Raw genomic sequence first — 19509 nt, forward strand, 5'->3', positions numbered from 1 at the left:
AGCTTTATCAAAAAAACAGGACCGGCTTTGTACAATATCTTCAAATCAACAATGAAAAATAAAATATTGAAACTCAAAACAAATCTACCAACAACCACCTATATCTCACTAATAAAAGAAAAATATTTTTGTATATTTAAAACATCTGTGTATTTTAGATAAAAATATTAATATGATTTTTGACAAACTAATTAACTATCTCAAACTAGATAAACAGGAGTTTATTTTCCAGTTTAACTCCCACCCTAATTATCCTTCTGCATTGGCATTTAGCGATACATTAAACTTTATGGGGGTGAAAAATGATGCTTATGAACTTGACAAAGAATATTGGGACGAACTTCCGGAAGAATTTATAGCGATTGTTGAAAACTCATTCTCTCTCGTAAAAAAATCGGGAAGCAGTTATGCCGTTTATTCAGAGAAAGCAAAGACATTTGAAAAAGAAGAACTTTATAAAAAATCTACAGACTTCGTACTCTTATTTGAAAAGACAGAGAAAGCAGAGAATAAATCCGTCTTCAATTTCAAGCCGGTACTGTATGGCATCTTTGCAGTTATCATTGCCTATTCTTTTATAAGTCAAACCATATTTGAAGCTATTTTTAATATCCTTTCGCTGGCAGGAGTTTATATTTCCCTTGAAATTTTCAATCAGAAATTCGGAAATACTTCTACGGTGATCGGAAGTATATGCGGTGGCGGAGCGGCAGCTGCGCAGACTGTCAATTCCTGTGATAAGATTATCAAACAGGATAAAACCAGTATTCTGGGATTAAAATTTTCAGATTTCTCACTGATTTACTTTACAGGACTTGCCGTGCTGGGACTGTTTTTACCGGCAACAGCATATATCGTTAAAGGCTTTACCTTAGTTTCCGTGATTGCAATAGGATACTCGGTTTACGTTCAGGCTTTTGTAGAAAAAACATTTTGCAGGGTTTGTCTTTTGATTATCTCGATTCTTGCTGCTCAGCTGATCATTAGTTTAGTATTTTTCCAGAATCTGACTTTTGGAATCGGAGCACTTCTGCTGACGGTTATCCTTTGGGGACTTATTTTCTCTGCCGTAAAATATTTCAACACGTTACTTGAAGAGAAAGAAACTCTGCAGAAAGCCAACGCAAAGAACCTTAGATTTAAAAGAAATTACGAACTTTTTAAAAGCCAGCTTCAGCAGAATGACAAAATAGTATTCCAGGATACCGAAACATTTTCTGTAGGCCGGAAGGATTCAAAACTCCGCATTTCTATTGTTTCAAATCCATACTGTGGATTCTGTAAAGATGCCCATAAACTGGCGGAAGGACTGTTGGAAAAGTATCCTGATGATATTTCCCTGCAGATGCGGTTCAATTATTTCTCAGACAGAACCCATGACAAATATACACAGCTAATTTCCGATCTTACCCATATCTACCATAATAAACCTGAAAAAGACTTCCTTCATGCTGTAGAAACATGGTTTGAAACCAAGGATGAAAGTAAGATCAATGCCCTGTCCGGAGGAGTACCTACATCAGAAAATCTGAATCCTCTGGTAGAAATGTCAGTAGAAAACAGTAACGCCGGATTAAGCTTTACCCCCATCTTTATCATCAACGGATATCAGTTTCCGGATAAGTATGATCGTGAAGATCTTCCGTTCTTCATTGATGAATTAATTGATGATGAGGAGATATAACAAATAAATCCGTCCGTTTAAAAATTTCACTATCTTAGGAAAAACAAATCGATATACGAAAAGAACTGAAATTCAACAAACAAAAACTATTATTATGAAAAATCTAAAAAAACTTACGAGAGCTAATTTAAGCGTGTTAAAAGGAGGAATTACTGAAGAATGTGCAAGAATTCAGAGTGAAGCAAGCTATTGCGAATCTAAAATCAATCCGCCTAAAGAAGGGGCAATAAACGCCTGCAACAAATGGTGCTATTACTAGGCAGCCATTTCACTGAGTTAGAATATTGAATACAATTAAAAATGTCGTCACCTATTGACGGCATTTTATAATGAACATTAGTTTTGAAAAAATTTCCTTTTTATAAGCAACCGGACACTAAAGACTGCGGGCCTACCTGCCTGAGGATCGTAAGCAAGCATTATGGCAAAAGTATATCGCTCCAGCAGATCCGTAACCTCTCTGAAACGACACGTGAGGGCAGCAGTCTCCTTGGTTTGAGTGATGCTGCAGAAAATCTGGGATTCCGTTCAATGGGAGTCCAGATAGATTTCAATACCCTCGCAGAAGAGGTCCCTTTCCCTTGTATTGCACATTGGAACAAAAATCATTTTGTTGTCGTTTATAAAATTGATAAAAATAATAAGGTCTATATATCAGATCCCAGCTATGGGCTGATCACCTATACCCGTGACGAATTCATCAAATTCTGGATTGGTGAAAATGCCAATGAAAATACGGAAGAAGGTATTGTTCTGATCCTGGAAACAACCCCGTCATTCTTTCAGACAGAGTTTGACAGTGAAGAAAGCAAAGCCAGCTTCACGTTTCTTTCCAAATACCTCTTCAAATATAAGACACTTGTCATACAGCTAGCCGTAGGATTACTGGCAGGGAGTTTACTTTCCCTGATCTTTCCGTTTCTTACCCAAAGTATTGTAGACGTCGGGATACAGAATCAGGATATTAATTTTATTTATCTGGTATTGCTTGCCCAGGTCATGCTGTTCCTTGGAAGAATGGGGATAGAAACCATCAGAAGCTGGATCCTCCTTCACCTGTCTGCAAGAATCAATATTTCGATTATCTCCGACTTCTTTATCAAGCTGATGAAGCTTCCTATAAGCTTCTTTGATACAAGGATGACCGGTGATATCATGCAGAGGATCAATGACCACCACAGAATCGAACAGCTTTTGACAAGCTCTTCACTGAATACTTTATTCTCGCTTGTCAATCTTATTATTTTCAGTATTGTCCTTTTATTTTATGATTACAGGCTTTTCATTGTATATCTTGTAGGTGCCGTATCTTACATCGGATGGATCACATTCTTCCTGAAAAAAAGAAAAGAACTTGATTACAAAAGATTCTCCCAGGTTTCTCAGGAACAGAGTAAAGTGATAGAGCTGATCAACGGAATGCAGGAAATTAAAATGCATAATGCTGAAAAACAGAAACGCTGGGACTGGGAATTTTTACAGGTAAAACTGTTTAAGATCAGAATAAAATCGCTTTCATTAGAGCAATGGCAGTCTGTAGGAGGAAACTTCATCAACCAGATGAAGGACATCATTGTAAGCTTCCTTTCTGCCAAGCTTGTTTTAAGCGGTAATCTTACCCTGGGAATGATGCTTTCCGTACAGTATATTATCGGACAGCTGAACAGCCCTCTTCTACAGCTCATCGACTTTATCAAACAAACCCAGGATGCCAAAATTTCCCTTGAAAGATTAGGTGAGATTCATGATAAAGACGACGAAGAAGATAAGAACGAACATTATGCAATGGATGTTCCGCAAAAAGACATCGAGATCACTGATATGTCTTTCAGGTACATCGGGTCTGATGTTCCTGTTTTTGAAAATCTGAACCTTACCATTCCTTACCGCCAGACTACAGCTATTGTAGGAGCCAGCGGAAGTGGGAAGACAACTCTTCTGAAACTCCTGATGAAATTTTATGATCCGGATCAGGGAGAAATCAAAATCGGAAATACCAATCTTAAAAACGTTTCCCCAAGATTCTGGAGAGATCATTGCGGCGTGGTAATGCAGGAAGGATATGTATTTAATGATACAATAGCCAATAATATTGCTGTAGGCGAAGATCATATTGACAAGCAGAAACTAAGAAGGGCGGTAGAAATTGCCAATATCAAAGAATTTATTGAGAGTCTTCCGTTAAGCTATAATACAAAGATCGGAAATGAAGGGGTAGGGGTAAGCGGCGGACAAAAACAAAGACTCTTCATTGCAAGAGCCGTATACAAATCTCCGGAGTACATCCTGTTCGATGAAGCAACGTCAGCATTGGATGCCAATAATGAGAAAGTCATTATGGAAAACCTTGAGCAGTTCTTTAAAGGCAAAACAGCAGTAGTCATTGCCCACAGACTTTCCACAGTAAGACATGCTGATAAAATCATTGTGCTGGATAAAGGAAAGGTAGTGGAAGAAGGCAGCCATGCAGAACTGGTAGATCTACGGGGAGAATATTACAGGCTGGTAAGAAATCAGCTTGAGTTAGGAAGCTAATCAACACCAAAAACACCAGATAGCGGATTCCGAAAAGCTTATAGAGTAGGAAATAAAAAACATCTGTTAATTATGAAAAATCTAAAAAAACTTACCCGAAAAGATTTAGCATTTGTCAGCGGAGGTGTAATATATCCGGATCAGGGCTGCTGTGGATCATGGTGCCTTGGCAGCTGGATGTCCTGCCATATGGAGCATATTGCATGCCCGCCTGATGCAGATACTTCACCGCCGTCATGGTATGACGGGACCTGCCCAAGTATTTAAATTATATTCCCCTGAAACATCGGGGGAAATTTTACCTCAGAAAAATGAAAGAAGACGTTTTAGACAATATTGAACTCCGCTCAGAAAGCGTACAGGATATTCTTACCCAGCCACCCCATTGGATGATCCGCTGGGGAAATACCGTTATATTTATTATCCTGCTCCTTATCCTTGTGATGAGCTACATTATAAAATACCCGGAATTCGTACCCGCTCCTATTATTGTAACCTCTCAGAATCCACCGGAGAAAATAGAAGCGAGGATCAGTTCCAAAATAGAGAAAATATTCATCAAAGACCATCAGCCGGTTAAGAAAAATGAAGTATTGATGGTGATGCAGTCTGCAGCCAATTACAAAGATATTTTAGAGCTGAAGAAAATAGTAGATTCCACCGCTCCCAATCAGCTGTACTCCTTCCCTATTTACAGAACGGCAGGATTTAAGCTTGGGGAACTGCAGGGGGAATATAACAACTTTGCTAAGGCTTTTCAGGATGAAGAGCTGTTTACCAGACTACAGCCTTATGCTCCGGAAAACCTGGCAACCAATCAGAGCCTTTCGGAATATAAAGTCAGAATGACCACTTTAAAGCAGCAAAAAAATCTTGAATCTTTAAAATACGATCTGACAAAGAAAAATTTCAACAGATCCCAGGAACTTTTCAACCAGGGAGTTATCTCTGCCATGGAACTTGAAAATGAAAAGATCAAATATCTTCAGGCTCAACAAAACCTTGAAAATATCAATATCTCCATTTCCCAGGCTGAGGAAGGAATTTCAAACCTGAATAAAACCAGAAGCGGAACTGCCATTAATACGGAAAAAGACAAAATTACTTACTCATCACAGACCTTACAGCTGTTTGAACAGCTGCGAAAATCTTTAAAACAGTGGGAACAGAATTATCTTGTCATATCTTCTACAGATGGCGTTGCCAGCTTCCAGCAGTTTTTTGGCGAAAATCAGTTTGTAAAAAGCGGTGAGCCTATCTTATCTATCCTTCCTGAAAATAAGGAGAAATTAGTCGGCAGAATGTCTGTACCTACCACCAACTCCGGAAAGATAATTCCGGGAGAAAAGGTTCTGATCAAACTTGATAATTACCGTTTCCAGGAATATGGAATCATAGAAGGAAAAGTTCAGAACATATCCCTGATCCCTGACGAAAAAGGAAATTACTATGTAGATGTTGTATTGCCTAAAGGACTAAAAACAAGCTACAATAAGACACTTACCTTTGATAAGGAACTTAGAGGAAGTGCAGAAATTGTAACTGAAGATCTGAGACTTATTGAAAGATTTTTCTATCAGATCAGAAAATTACTCGGCTACCAAAGCTAAACCACAACACCATAAAAAAAGTAAACCCGCAATCTTGCGGGTTTACTTTTTATGTTATTTTACAGGAGTTTTTCCTTTTGGAATCTGCTTTTCCGGTTTTACCTTTAAAAATATAAAACTGTAATCGGTAGGCGGCATACCGCTCCCCACCACTGAAGCATACTTATGACAGTCCATGCACTGTTTTTGTTGAGCATAGGTTTCCATCGTTGTATTCGAAATATCCGAAGGGGTAATCCCTCCTTCCATAAGTGGAGCAGACTTATTATTTCCATTATCCTGTATCGGATTTTCCGGCCACTGGATATTCACAAGCTGGTAATACTGCCATACTGATTTGGGGTTACTTGCCCTGATAAGCTGCTGCATCTGGGTGTTCAGCTTTTGAAGCTTTGTTTTGATTTTGTTCACCCGTACGACCTGAACAGGAGTATTCAGACTGTCCTGCCCTATTACCGGAGCGATATTGGGAGTCTTTGTACTTTTAGGATTGTAGAAGCAATACCTTACAGAGGGGTCAGCCTGTCCTTCATTAGGAGCATTATGTATATGCTCAAATGTCATCCAGTTAAACTGAGGTGACTGTGGAGTTTTCCGGATAATATGGAGGCCCACCAGTCCCAAATATTTCTGTGTGGATTTTCCAAAAACAGGCTTTTTATCTTTAAAACCTTTAATTTCCGGAACCATGGCTTTTGAAATTTTATAATAATTTTTCAAAGAGTCAAGTTTATCTTCAGGAATGATACGCCAGGCAGCTTTAAGTTCTATAGACTCCATGGGCAGCCACACGCCGTTATTTGCAGTACCATACTCTTTCAGACTATTATAATCGTAAAGCTTATTCCGGCGGATAAAATCACTTTCAATATTGTTGATTTTAATTTCATACCAAACAATATTTCCGCTCTGATCAGTAAGCCAGGAACCTTCAGCCTGTAATATTTCATCAACATTACTATTTCCTACTGCAGCTCTGAGAGTAGCTTTGGGAATACTGATATTAATATCTGTAAACTTATTAATCTCATTAATTTGTTTTACATACCCATTCTTACTTTTCAGGTTCCATGTTAGAAGATTTTTGGGGGCAAAAACTTCGTCATTGCTAGCAAAGCTCTCCCAAACTGTAGGGCTGTAATCCCCGGGCATACCATAATTGGCTGCTGTTGCAGTGGTATCCGGAACACCTCTTTGAGCAGAAGCAGCCCAGTTTAGTGCAATAAAATTCTTCCATGCAAAACAATTCAGTACATCCTGCGAACTGTGTGCACAGGTGGAATCCCCGGCAAGTTTATAAGTAATAGAAGGAGGATCACAAAACGCACCGCAATAGATCGATTCACTGTCTGCTACTTTTGAAAAACCGGTTGCTGAATTCAGTCGCTGGTCTTTCTTACCGGATTCACATGAGATGAAGCTCAATATGAAAAGCGAAAATACTAAAGTTTTCATTTCAATATTTTTTTAACTTGTTCAACTTGCTGCCCCGAAAGCAATGCAAGATTAGGAGTTGTATTCATTTTAGGTAAAGAACCATTGGGTACTACCTCCAATACTCCGGATAGAGCATACTTAGGATCTGAAGCATTATTGTACAGGCTCAATGGCTTTTCTCCCAGGCTTGTATCAGCATCTGCTGTAATCGTAATCAGAAACAGTTGTGTATCCTCATCGATATTCTGGAAATCAGTGACCATAACACTGATTCCGGGACCGAAATCAAACCGGGTTTCCTTCGTGGCCGCATTCGTCAGAACAGCAATACCTTCAGTACTCGTTCCTGCTTCAATCTGTGTAATGCAGGATGTCAGATTAGAAAAAGTATTCAGTTTATTGTAAAGACTTGCCTGCAGCAAATTGTTATCCAAAAGATATTGTACATTAGGAAGAGTTGTTGCGGGATCTCCTACCGGAGGAAATTTTTCAGGCTGCTCTCCGGCCCCGGGACTTTTTCCGGTACCTGCCAGCTGTACGAAAAAGGTGTCAGCAATCTGTGAGCCCCATTTTAAGAGCTTTCCTTTTACTTTTATTTCACTCAGCTTAAAATTGGCGCCTTTCGGAACAGAAAATCTTGTGTGCAAAAGCATATTAAAAGGATAGAAAGTAATTCCTTTATTCCGTTCTTCCCCTCGTACAACAGTATAGCAATCCTGAATTTTGTAACTGCCGGCGGTAGAAGGCATTTCAAATTGATCGAAATCCGGAACCTGCCCATAGAGTGCAATAGGATTGGTTAAAGTTATTTGTTGCTTATGGTTATACACCAATGAATTAACATTCTGTCCTATGCGGGGATCACTGTTTCTATAAATTTGTCCGTACTGGGCAGCGCAGATCAAAGCATTGGCGTCTGTAATCACCTGATTGTTTTTTACCCGTAAGATAGTGGCTGCCGCTCCAAGGTAGATTTCAGCACCCAATGAATTTGGAGGACTTGTAAGATGTACGGCTCCTCCGCCTTCAGGAGTTGCCTCCGGGCCATTATTCCATTTATTAATCGGGTTGTAGGCAGGTTCTCCTGTTTCTCTTACGATAACTGGATTTCCAGTGCTGTCCAGCAGGTACAGGTCTTCTTTTTTAACGTTCTTATTATTGAGGATTTCCTGATAAAGTGCGACCACTATATCCGGAGAAACTTTCCACATATGAAACCAGTACTCCGGATTCTCATGGGTAAAATCAACAGCTGTGATATCCCCGTTTTCATCCCTTGTAACAGCCCATTCACAATATTCATCCTGCCACCCGCGAGGTCCTGACGGGCCAAATGGTTTCGTACGGGTATCAGAAGGATCACACGGGTTTTTAGGGACTGTAAGATCCATATTATATTTTTTTCCAAAAGCAGCCGGACCTATATCAGCCAGCTCATGCAGTTTATCTTCATATTCAGTGCTGCCAAATTGTTTGGTGAAAAGCCCGGTAAAATAATGATTGATCCTGTTGGGAAAGGCATTCCACTGTATAGGAACGGTATTCTGTTCTGTAGGTACGACATCATCCACCAGAGGATTATAATACCAGCTTCTGGGATGATCATACGTACTTGACCAGGGATTTCCCATGATTGAATTGATGGTACAGTATTTTACATAATTGCTCCAGGCATTTTCAAGCTGCTCTCCTAAATGCGGATACTGTTTAAAATCCTTCTCGGCCTGATAGGCGGGGGTGTTAAATTTTTTCATGGTTTCAATTTTTAGTTTTTGGAGTTATAATTGATGAATATTTTAATCTATATTGGTCCCGTAGAAGGAATATGATTACACTCAAAATTCAGAAATCTGAGCGGATCACTTATCCTCTGAATATTTTCGGGTAATTTTCAACATGATCATATAAGTGATGATTACTACTTCAAAACTAGAAATTATCTGCCGGAATCTTTTACGTATAAATACGTATTTTTTCCCTTTAATGTGAAAAATAATAAAATGTAATGATATTGAGTTTAGAAAAATGCCCTAAAATGGAAGCAAGCTGAATAAATTGAAAGAATGGATTTTCAAAAAGTATATAAAAGAAAAAAGGAAAAGCCGACATTGCTTTTCCTTTTATTGTAGCGAAGACGGGAATTGAACCCGTGACCTCAGGGTTATGAATCCTGCGCTCTAACCAACTGAGCTACCTCGCCGTTTTGGTGGTGCAAATATAGAAAAATATTTTTTACCTCCAAAATTATTTTGCCTTAAAATATTCTAAAACATCTCCAACATGATCTGGTTTGTTGATTATCTTATTGTTAGCATCTAAAATAAAATACGTCGGAGTTGCATGAACATTATACATATCTACATAAGAACTGTTCCATCCTCTCAATTCTGAATCATTCACCCAAGGAAATGCAGCGATTTTCTGGGTATAAGAATTTTTGTCTACATCTAAAGACAGGCCAACAACCTGAATATTTTTTGCTTTCAGCTCATTGTACTTTTCTAAAAGCTTTGGAAGTTCACTTTCACAGTGCGAGCAGGTAGATGACCAGAAGACAACCACCTTCTTATCTGCCTTAATATCGTGTAATGTTTTTGCGGTGGTATTGGTAGCCGACACAAACTTAGTATTAGGGAAAACAGCTCCCATTTCAACATTAGCATTGGATTTTAATGTAGAAGCAAGTCTGTCATTAATGGTACATTTAAGATTTTTCGCCTGGGTAAGATATTTATTCTTAAATTCATCCATCTGATATACATCAAAAATATCGATCAATTCGGATAAAACGGTTTGCCCTCTTGGAGTTTCTACTTTAAGACGGTCCAAAAGTTTATCTACAGAACCTGTAACATTGGTATTTCCTCCGGAGTTCAGATAAGCAACCAATACGGGTCTCAATAAAGAGGAACTTTCGAGCATATCACCGGATTTGTCCAGAAAGTTGATAATTTCGTCCTGATTTACTTTTTTGGATGGATCAGACTGATTTCCTAAAAACTTGCTGTAATTGGTGTTGTAATACGCTATAAACGGATGTTGTGCTGCATCAATAGAGGCAGAAGTACCGGAAAGCCTGTCAATCTCCGTTTTCAATGCTTTTCCGAAGTCTGTATTATCCTTATAATATTCTTTGATCTGCGTCAGTGCAGGCAGGATCAGCTCTTTCTTTTGGGAGCCTTCCTGCTGTTTGCTCATCAAATCGTTCGCTTCATCCAGATAAATAACGTCTTTAACTTTATTATTCTGGGTATTCAGTTTAAAGTTTACATTTTTATTTTCAGAAATGAAGCTTACCGTATTATTGGAGTCCGGGAAATAGATTTTCATCATGCCCATATAGTGTCCCGGATATTTAAATGTCAAAGTATTATTCTTAATCTTTTCTTTTGTAACAATAATATCCTTTGAACCGTTTAGTGTATATAAAATTGCATCTTGATCTTTAAAATCTGCAGGAGTCTGAACTGTGACTGTAAATTGAGCCTGCAAAGCAAATGCTGCTAAAATCGCAGATAGCGTATAAATCTTTTTCATAGAGTAAAAATAAAAAAACTCTCTGACTAATCAGAGAGTTTAATATTATTTTAATAAAATTTTATGCTTTTACGCTTTTATATTTTTTAGTATAATAGAAAATGAATGCAATTGCTACAATCCCTAATATATATACATACATATCGATGGGCGAAGCAGGAGCTCCTGTTCCATTTCCACCACCACCTCCTCCTGCGAAAGAAGCGGGTTGTACATCAGGTTGCGGCGGGGTTTCGGCATTTACCAGAGATACAATAATCATGAAAAAAGCCAATACTAGTTTATTAATAGTCTTCATTGTAGTTTATTTTAAAATTTTAGTATTAACAGTTTCTCCTTTATCAGAAACAATTTTTACAACATATGAACTTTTAACTGAGTCATCTAATTCGATTACAAAATCTCTCGATGTTTCAACCGCTTTTTTAGAGATTACCAGTTTACCGCTCATATCATAAACTTGAATGTCTGCTTTTTTCCATTTTGGATCAAATCTAACAATATAATTTGAAATTGCCGGATTGTAAATTACAAGTGTACTAGAAATACTTGGTTTATTCTTATCTAATCCCAGAGTTATATTACTTGGTTCTCCGTAATATAAGTTAGCTTCCTCATTCGTTACAGGTACTACATCTCCTTGTTTAGCTTCTATAAGATTACCGTTTTCAGCTTTATAGTAGAAACCGATTCCTGAAGATAACTGATGGGAACCTGCCGGAATTAACTCAGTATTTTCTCTGATCTCGAATTTATAAGATTTCACCTTATCCATGAAGAAGTTCTTTAACTTAACATTCTTACCCTGGAAGTTATTCTCATTAGCTTCATTAATATATAACCAGTAGCTGTTTTTATAGTTATCATCATATCCTCCATTCAATGATTCTTCGAATGTACCGATGATATTTACACCTGCTGAAGCCTGAACTGAAGTTGCTGGAGAAATCTGGTGACCTGTTGTTAAGTCCGGAGATACCACATAGTATGTTCTGGAAAGTTCATTTCCGTTCGCATCCAAACCAATTACACCAAGTTGTTTTATGCTGTTGGCATTAGTCTTACCATTTGCATTAGTCATCTTAGCAGCATTTACATCATAATCAATACCTGCCGCTCTTGCTGTTGACTTAAATCTTCTTAGTGTATTAAAGTTTAATGTCTGAACTGTGTTATTTCTTAACTTGATTTTAAATGTCTGCATTGGTTTTACTACTACCAAATCTACATCACCTACAGCCGGAGCAACTCCGTCGCCTGTACTTACGAAGGTAACAACCTTATTTCCTGTAGCGTAAGTAGAACCATTTGGAAGCGTAACAATTGTACCCGGGTTATATTCAACACCCCAGATATTTTTCACTGCGTTTCCGTCAGATCCTGTAGCACTTTCAGTATATCCAATCTTAGATAAATCTATATTTGTAAGGAAAGGGTTACCGAATTGATACCAGTTTTGACCAAATGTTCCTGCCCAAGGGGTAGCAGTATATTCAAAAGAATCGTCAAGATAAGTGTAGTAACGTTCCTGGTATTGGTTTAAACCATAACCATTAACTCCGAACACAACATTAGAAGTGCCTACATTAGACTTTCCTGCATTCTGTAATGTTACAACACCAGAATATGGTGCATATGGTTTTCCGTTAATTTTGAATACATTTCCGGAAGCGGGAGCACTTGGATTCCAGTCACTATTGCTAACTTTCAGCATATAATACCCTGACGGATCCCAAGTAACCCCAGTAGGAGTCAGATTCAGGTTAGTAATGGCAACAGCATTTTCATTATCCCATTTCAAAATTGGATTACTGTATCTTCCGATATTAAAAGTCTTACCTAATTCAGAAGATAGTGAATTAAAGGCTTTACCGGAGAAAGGAAGGGCAACTTGCTGGAAATAATTACTTGTAGTACCGTTGTTTGTTGCAAGGTATTCTTTAGTCACAACACCTGTAATGTTGGATTGGGTTAATCCGTCAATGTACAGTTGTCCGTAAGTAGAAGTAGTAAAGCCTGACGGATTATTCATCTTTAAAACAATATTACCTCCGGTAGTTTTATCCGCACCACCGGCATCAATTGTTTTAAAAGCATCCGCTGCGGTTCCTACAACCATTACGTTCCCGTGTACTTCCATGAGACCATTGTCTCTTGTTTGTACACCGCCACCACTATAAACTAGGGTGCCGTCGCTCACATACATAGTAGCGTTAGCATCTACGTGACATAAAACATTCTGCGCCTGAACAGAATAGCTAACGGCTAAAAGACCTATAGCAAATAAACTTTTTCTCATTGTATAAATTATTTGTGTGTTAATACAATCTTCACCCGCAAAGGTATTATTTTTTTCTTAGAAAAAAAAACTTTTTATCTATTAATCAAAATATTATCTTCCGTTAAGATAATTTCTTTCTCTTCTCCGATTGAAAACATATAGTCTTCCAAAACCTTTTCTGTGGTTCCTCTCAGACCTCTGGCTCCCAATCCTTTTTCAATCGTTTCTTCAACTATTTTTTCAATAGCACCATCTGTAATTACCAAATCCGTACCATCCATCTTGAAAAGCTCCACAAATTGGTTCACAATTGAATTTTTAGGTTCTTTCATGATTCTTACCAACGTTTCTTTTGTGAGTTTATCAAGGTAAGTGATGATTGGAAATCTTCCTAAAAGTTCAGGAATTAGCCCGAAAGAACGAAGGTCAATAGCATTAATATTTGTTAATACATATTCATCCTCATCAGTTTTATTGATTTTTTCAGAGCTGAAACCAATCGCCTGCTTATTCATTCTTCTTTCAATGATTTCCTTGATCCCGTCAAAAGCTCCTCCGGCAATAAACAGGATATTCTGAGTATTCACCTGGATGTATTTCTGATCCGGATGCTTTCTTCCTCCCTGCGGCGGTACATTTACGATACTTCCTTCCAACAGTTTCAGCAATCCCTGCTGTACTCCCTCTCCGGAAACATCTCTTGTAATACTTGGGTTATCTGACTTTCTTGCGATCTTATCAATCTCATCAATGAATACGATTCCTTTTTCAGCTTTCTCCACATCATAATCTGCCACCATCAGAAGTCTGGAAAGAATACTTTCAACATCTTCCCCTACATATCCTGCCTCCGTAAGAATAGTAGCATCTACAATACAGAAAGGAACATTAAGTTCTCTGGCGATTGTTTTGGCCAGGAGTGTCTTACCGGTTCCTGTCTCCCCTATCATGATGATATTTGATTTTTCAAGCTCCACTTCCCGGTTTTCGTCCTGAGCGTGAAGTAATCTTTTATAATGGTTGTATACGGCAATCGACAGCTGCTTTTTCGCCTGGTCCTGCCCGATCACGTATTGGTCAAGAAATACTTTGATTTCTTTCGGCTTTTTAAGTTCTTCCATACTGTCTGCCGGAGCGTATCCTGTTTTGGAGGCACTGTCTTTTACAATAGTATGTGCCTGCTCTATACAATTTTCGCAAATAAAACCATTCTGCCCGGAAATCAGCATTTGTACTTCATTTCTTTTTCTTCCACAGAAAGAACATTGGTTTGAGTTCATATTATATAATAGGTATATGTTAAAGAAAAACGTAAAAAATCACTTTTTTACGTTTTCCTGTTTTTTTAAGAATTAATAATTGAGTTTTGGATCTCTGTATATTCTTCGTTCGTTAATTTTAATCTTTCATTTCTGAAATTCATGTCTTCCATCTTATTCAAAGGGATCAGATGGATATGGGCATGAGGAACCTCCAGTCCTACTACCGCTACTCCTACTCTTACACATGGAACTGCAGTTTTGATCTTCTTGGCTACCTCTTGGGCAAATCCCCAAAGGTTTTTGTATTCTTCACTTTCAAGATCAAAAATCAGATCCACTTCTTTTTTCGGGACTACCAGGGTATGTCCTTTCACCAAAGGCATTGCATCTAAGAATGCTATAAAGTCTTCATTTTCTGCAATTTTGTATGAGGGAATTTCGCCGTTGATGATTTTTGTGAATATAGTGCTCATTTTTTTAGAAGTTAGAGGTTAGGTAATCAAAAGTTTAGAAATAGAAAGGGGTATCAGACTATAGAGAAATGTCTAATACTTCAAAAGAAAGTTTGTTTCCGTTCGGTAAAGTGATTTCTGCGGTTTCGCCGATAGCTTTTCCTAACAGTCCTTTTGCGATTGGGGTATTCACAGAAATTTTTCCTGTTTTAAGGTCACTTTCGTTATCCGGTACCAATTTAAATACCTGCTCTTGTTTAGTCGCATTGTTTTTAAGTTTCACCGTTGTCAGGATAGAAACTTTTGAAGTATCTAATTGGCTTTCATCTATAATTTTAGAAGTAGAAATAACATCTTTCAGCTTGGAAATTCGCATTTCAAGCATTCCCTGAGCCTCTTTAGCCGCATCATATTCTGCATTTTCAGACAAATCACCTTTGTCTCTTGCTTCTGCGATCTGCTGGGTAATCTTTGGTCTCTCTACAGTTTCCAACTGTTCCAGCTCAGCTTTCATCTTATCAAGGCCCTCCTTTGTTACATAGCTTGCCATAATTTTCAAAATTTAGTTTTAGTATAAAAAAATAATCCGACATTTGCCGGACAATGTTTTCGTGTTGTAATCGTTTAATTTTTACAAATATATAAAAATTTAAATTGAAATGAAAAAAACTTTTTCAATCTTAGCTATTTTCACCTTATTGATTATCAGTAATTTAACTATAAACTCATGCAGTAACAGAGAAGATACCGTGAACTGCTTTCCCAATAACCCGATCAATGTAACTTTAAATTTGAACCTTCCGGCTTATAATAATTTAAATTATGACGGCGGATGGATTTACATCAATGAACAGCAGTCGGGAACCAGAGGTCTAATTGCTGTACGTACCGGAAACGCATTCAAAATATATGACCGGAATGCTCCTCATATATGCCCGGACAATGATACAACACTTGAGGTAAAAGACAATATCATTATCGTATGTCCCAAAGACAATTCACGATGGATCTTAAGAACCGGACAGCCGGAATCAGGTTCCAAAACATCTCTTCCTCCAAAGACTTATAATTCTTACAATTATGATCCGGTAAGCAAAACGTTAAGTATTTACTATTAACTATTTAGAATCCCATGAAGATTGTTATACAAAGAGTCTCAGAAGCCAGCGTAAAAGTAGACGGAAAGATCGTTGGTGAAATCGGTAAAGGACTGATGCTGCTCGTAGGTATTGATGAAAATGATGAAAAACCGGATGCAGACTGGCTGGTACAAAAAGTACTGAACCTCAGAATCTTTGGCGATGAAGATGGCAAGCTTAATCTTTCTGTAAAGGATATTTCTGGAGAGCTCCTGTGCATCAGTCAGTTTACGTTAATTGCTGACTATAAAAAAGGAAACCGCCCCTCATTCATTAAGGCTGCAAAACCTGATAAAGCCGTTCCGCTGTTTGACTATTTTAAAGAAGAAATGGCTAAGTCCGGATTAAAAACCGAAAGCGGAATTTTCGGGGCTGATATGAAAGTATCCCTGATCAATGACGGGCCTGTGACCATTGTTATGGATTCTATCACAAAAAGCTGATCAGAGAAAAACAAGAACTACCTCATCAACGAATTAATGATTTATATACTCAAAAATCTTCAGTTAAAATCCCTGGCTTTGGTCTTATTCAGTACAGGACTTTTGTGCTCTGGCCAAAACCGGGAGGAACTTTTAAAAATAAAACTAGACTCCGCATTTTCAACAGTTTTTCAGGCTAATAATCCAGGAGGCAGTATTCTGATCCAGCAGGGAAACAAAATCCTGTATGAAAATTCATTCGGACTGGCTGACCTTAAGACAAAAGAAAAATTCACCAGTAAGACCGTTTCAAATTTAGGTTCTATTTCCAAGACATTTGTTTCTTACGGAATTTTAATACTTCAGAATAGAAAAAAGCTCTCCACTGATGACAACCTTCTCACTTTTTTTCCGGATTTTAAAAACAAGAAAATAGCATCTTCCATTAAGCTTCAGCATCTTCTCACCCATACTTCCGGACTTCCGGATCTCAGACATGTTGAAAAAGACAGTATTTTTTATCTTACAGCAAAAGATGAAGAAAATTTTAAGCCTTTAAAATTTGCCGATTCATTAAAATTCGAGCCGGGTACCCAATATGAATATTCCAATCCCGTTTACAATGGACTGGCATTGATTATTGAAAAGGTAAGCCATATGAAATGGCAGCGCTTTATTTCAGAAAATATATTCAAACCCTCAGGAATGAAAAACAGTACCATAACTGATGGAAGCTTCCCCGACAAAAATGTAGCTCATGGTTACATCCTGAAAGACAAAGTGTACCAGGAATATGACTATGGTGAATGTCCCACATTTGCAGCGGCAGGTAACGGAGGGGTCTGGAGTTCTATTGATGATCTTAAAAAATATATCTCTGCCATTCAAGCCTGTAAGTTTACAGACTGTACAAGCATTAAAGAATCCCAGACAGTCCGTAAGCCGGTCAACTGGAAGGGTGATAAACCTGCAGACCATACGGGCACCTGGTTTGTTCATAACGGTTTTTATTCCGATATAAAAACAGAAGAACGAGTAAAAGTGATAGAGCACGCCGGAGATCAGGGAGGCTTTAAATCCCATTTACTAATGATCCCTGAAAAAGATATATCTATTATTTGGCTCACGAATAACAATGCATTTATTACCGGCCACATCAGAAGAATATTGCTTCAGCTGAAATATATTGACTAAATCAAAACGTCTTTCAATACATTTGAAAGACGTTTTTTTGTAAAAGCCCGGTAATCATTTGAGGATTCGTCCTGCGGAAGCCCTGATACTATACTGACAATTTCGGCATAATATTATTTTTTTAAATAAATTCACAAAAACGTGATTTGTTTTCATTTTATTATTATTTTTGATCAAACCAAATCTGATTCACAACCATTTAACAAAAATAATATGAAAACAAAAATTAAACTTTTTGCATTATTCACCTTCTGCACGTCATTATCCTTCGGACAGGACCCAACCGGCAAATCCATCCATAACACAGACCAGAATGCTATTGTCTATGTATGTTTTTCAAAAGGCATTCATTCAGACAAAGCGGCTTTCAGCAGAAATGCTGCCCTGGAAAAGTTTACACAGGAAAATAAAATCTCATTCACTTATGACCTTGGGTTTTCGGATCACAAACTGGATGAAATGACAAGAAGCAGTAAGGAAAACGGAAATTCCGGGGAGTCTGTGGAAAAACTGAAAAGAATTTTCAAAGCAGATATTCCGCTGCAGAATGAAGAGGCTACCCAAAAATTGGTCCGTGCCCTAGAAAGATTCCCTGAAGTGGAATATGTATCGGTAATGAGTAGTGTACCGGTAGAACCTCCTTTGGTCAATATGTTTGTAGCCACTCCTGATCTGGAAAGCGTACAGACTTACCTGAATGATAATCCGGGAATCAATGCAAAATATGCTTGGTCAAGAGGGATTACAGGTCAGAATATACGCATCCGTGACGTGGAATACGGTTTCTATAAAACCCACGAAATGCTGGCCAATCAAAATTCTATTCAACTGGAACCCGGATACAGTCCGAACTCAGGATTATCAGGCAATAATTACAGGGATCATGGCACTGCTGTAGTCAGTATCCTCGGTTCAGTAAAAGACAATATCGGGCTCACAGGTTCTGTTTACAGCGCTTCTGATATCAAAGGATATATGGAATGGACTACTCTGGGCTATAACAGGGCTTCAGCGGTAAGCCGCTCTATCAATGCCTCTCAGGCCGGAGATATTATCTTATATGAAATGCAGACCGGTGGGAAAGACGGCCAGTATTGTCCTGCAGAATACGACAAAGTAATCTGGGATCTGACCAAAGCAGCTACAGATTCCGGTATCATCATTATAGCAGCAGCAGGGAACGGAAACCAGAATCTGGATGATCCTTTCTATGCCTCATATCTGTCAAGAGGTAATAGCGGAGCCATCATTGTAGGAGCAGGATCTCCTAATACGACGCATTCAAAACTCAGCTTCAGTACGTTTGGAAACAGAGTGGATGTACAGGGCTGGGGAAGCAGTGTTCTGGCAGCAGGCTACGGTTCTTATGCCAAATATGATAATGATAACAACAGGACTTACAATTACTTCAGCGGAACCAGCTCTGCAACACCTGTTGTAGCTTCTGCTGCTGTATTGATACAATCCTACTATTATCAGAATACCGGGCAGTATCTGACTCCGACAGCAATGAAGAATCTTCTGATCTCTACAGGAATTCCGCAGGGAGGTACGGTAACAGGTCAAAAGATAGGTCCGCTGCCTAATGTAAAGAATGCCATTTTAAAGCTGGAAAGCGGATTTACAGGTAAAACCCAAAGTCTTCCTTCTTTAACGGTAAAGATTTATCCTAATCCTTCTACCGGATATATCGCTATTCAAAGTAATGAAGATAAAAAACTGGATATTGAAATCATCAACCTTCAGGGAAGAACAGTTATGAAAAGCACGGTTGCACCGGATGAAAAAATTGATGTTTCACAACTGCCAACAGGTCAATACCTCATCAATATCAATGAAGGTTCAAGAAGAGTGGTTGAGAAATTCACGAAACTGTAAATGACAGTCCGCCGAAGGAATGGAATGATACTTCCTTCAAATGTTGTTTTACAAAATAGAAAAACGTAACAGCTGTAT

Annotated in this window: 17 protein-coding genes and 1 tRNA gene; 9 read left to right on the forward strand and 9 right to left on the reverse strand. The window is 38.2% G+C overall.

Translation table 11 applies throughout. The annotated features are described in order from the left end of the window. Positions 1–172: 172 nt before the first annotated feature. The 5 genes from BBI00_RS22305 to BBI00_RS22320 all read left to right on the forward strand — a co-directional run bounded on the left by BBI00_RS22305 (position 173) and on the right by BBI00_RS22320 (position 5829). Positions 173–1684 carry a vitamin K epoxide reductase family protein gene (locus BBI00_RS22305; protein WP_065401048.1) on the forward strand — a complete coding sequence of 504 codons (1512 nt, stop codon included), beginning with the start codon at positions 173–175 and terminating at the stop codon, positions 1682–1684. Between the two features lie 94 nt (positions 1685–1778). Further along, a complete protein-coding gene (locus tag BBI00_RS23480; RefSeq protein WP_165602578.1) occupies positions 1779–1943 on the forward strand; it encodes a bacteriocin-like protein in 165 nt (54 codons plus the stop codon). Between the two features lie 83 nt (positions 1944–2026). After that, positions 2027–4219, forward strand: coding sequence for a peptidase domain-containing ABC transporter (locus BBI00_RS22310; protein ID WP_065401049.1), 2193 nt, complete (start codon positions 2027–2029; stop codon positions 4217–4219). Positions 4220–4291: 72 nt separating this feature from the next. Further along, on the forward strand, positions 4292–4486 hold the full coding sequence (locus tag BBI00_RS22315; protein ID WP_065401050.1) for a hypothetical protein: 195 nt from the start codon (positions 4292–4294) through the stop codon (positions 4484–4486). A gap of 44 nt (positions 4487–4530) precedes the next feature. Continuing rightward, the gene (locus tag BBI00_RS22320) at positions 4531–5829 is read left to right on the forward strand and encodes an HlyD family secretion protein (RefSeq protein ID WP_065401051.1); all 1299 of its coding nucleotides are present in this window, start codon (positions 4531–4533) and stop codon (positions 5827–5829) included. 54 nt (positions 5830–5883) lie between these two features. Here the strand turns inward: BBI00_RS22320 and BBI00_RS22325 are convergent, their stop codons facing one another. From BBI00_RS22325 to greA, 9 genes are all read right to left on the reverse strand, one after another. Then, on the reverse strand, positions 5884–7284 hold the full coding sequence (locus BBI00_RS22325) for a hypothetical protein (RefSeq protein WP_065401052.1): 1401 nt from the start codon (positions 7282–7284) through the stop codon (positions 5884–5886). Further along, the gene (locus BBI00_RS22330; protein WP_065401053.1) at positions 7281–9020 is read right to left on the reverse strand and encodes a hypothetical protein; all 1740 of its coding nucleotides are present in this window, start codon (positions 9018–9020) and stop codon (positions 7281–7283) included. The genes BBI00_RS22325 and BBI00_RS22330 overlap by 4 nt, the downstream gene beginning before the upstream one ends. Positions 9021–9392: 372 nt before the next feature. Next, a tRNA-Met gene (locus BBI00_RS22335) sits at positions 9393–9466 on the reverse strand. A gap of 44 nt (positions 9467–9510) precedes the next feature. Continuing rightward, positions 9511–10803 (reverse strand): peroxiredoxin family protein, encoded by a 1293-nt coding sequence (locus BBI00_RS22340; protein ID WP_065401054.1) that lies wholly within the window; start codon positions 10801–10803, stop codon positions 9511–9513. A gap of 61 nt (positions 10804–10864) precedes the next feature. Next, complete coding sequence (locus BBI00_RS22345; protein WP_065401055.1) at positions 10865–11101, reverse strand: signal peptidase; 237 nt, start codon at positions 11099–11101, stop codon at positions 10865–10867. A 6-nt stretch (positions 11102–11107) separates the two neighbouring features. Continuing rightward, entirely contained in the window at positions 11108–13102 is a 1995-nt protein-coding gene (locus BBI00_RS22350) for a T9SS type A sorting domain-containing protein (protein ID WP_065401056.1), read from the reverse strand. Positions 13103–13176: 74 nt separating this feature from the next. Continuing rightward, entirely contained in the window at positions 13177–14364 is a 1188-nt protein-coding gene (gene clpX / locus BBI00_RS22355; RefSeq protein ID WP_065401057.1) for an ATP-dependent Clp protease ATP-binding subunit ClpX, read from the reverse strand. A gap of 65 nt (positions 14365–14429) precedes the next feature. Then, the gene (locus tag BBI00_RS22360; RefSeq protein WP_065401058.1) at positions 14430–14819 is read right to left on the reverse strand and encodes an HIT family protein; all 390 of its coding nucleotides are present in this window, start codon (positions 14817–14819) and stop codon (positions 14430–14432) included. Between the two features lie 58 nt (positions 14820–14877). Next, positions 14878–15348: a transcription elongation factor GreA gene (gene greA / locus BBI00_RS22365; protein ID WP_047098138.1), complete on the reverse strand. Its 471-nt coding sequence runs from the start codon at positions 15346–15348 to the stop codon at positions 14878–14880. Positions 15349–15457: 109 nt separating this feature from the next. Between greA and BBI00_RS22370 the strand changes: the two genes are divergently transcribed. From BBI00_RS22370 to BBI00_RS22385, 4 genes are all read left to right on the forward strand, one after another. Next, positions 15458–15916, forward strand: a complete 459-nt coding sequence (locus BBI00_RS22370; RefSeq protein ID WP_065401059.1) for a hypothetical protein — start codon at positions 15458–15460, stop codon at positions 15914–15916. A gap of 14 nt (positions 15917–15930) precedes the next feature. Continuing rightward, the gene (gene dtd / locus BBI00_RS22375; RefSeq protein WP_065401060.1) at positions 15931–16380 is read left to right on the forward strand and encodes a D-aminoacyl-tRNA deacylase; all 450 of its coding nucleotides are present in this window, start codon (positions 15931–15933) and stop codon (positions 16378–16380) included. Positions 16381–16416: 36 nt separating this feature from the next. Next, on the forward strand, positions 16417–17553 hold the full coding sequence (locus BBI00_RS22380; protein WP_065401061.1) for a serine hydrolase domain-containing protein: 1137 nt from the start codon (positions 16417–16419) through the stop codon (positions 17551–17553). 213 nt (positions 17554–17766) lie between these two features. Next, positions 17767–19431: a S8/S53 family peptidase gene (locus BBI00_RS22385; RefSeq protein ID WP_065401062.1), complete on the forward strand. Its 1665-nt coding sequence runs from the start codon at positions 17767–17769 to the stop codon at positions 19429–19431. Positions 19432–19509: the final 78 nt, after the last annotated feature.

The sequence above is a fragment of the Chryseobacterium arthrosphaerae genome, from assembly GCF_001684965.1.
In the GTDB taxonomy this organism is placed as follows: domain Bacteria; phylum Bacteroidota; class Bacteroidia; order Flavobacteriales; family Weeksellaceae; genus Chryseobacterium; species Chryseobacterium arthrosphaerae.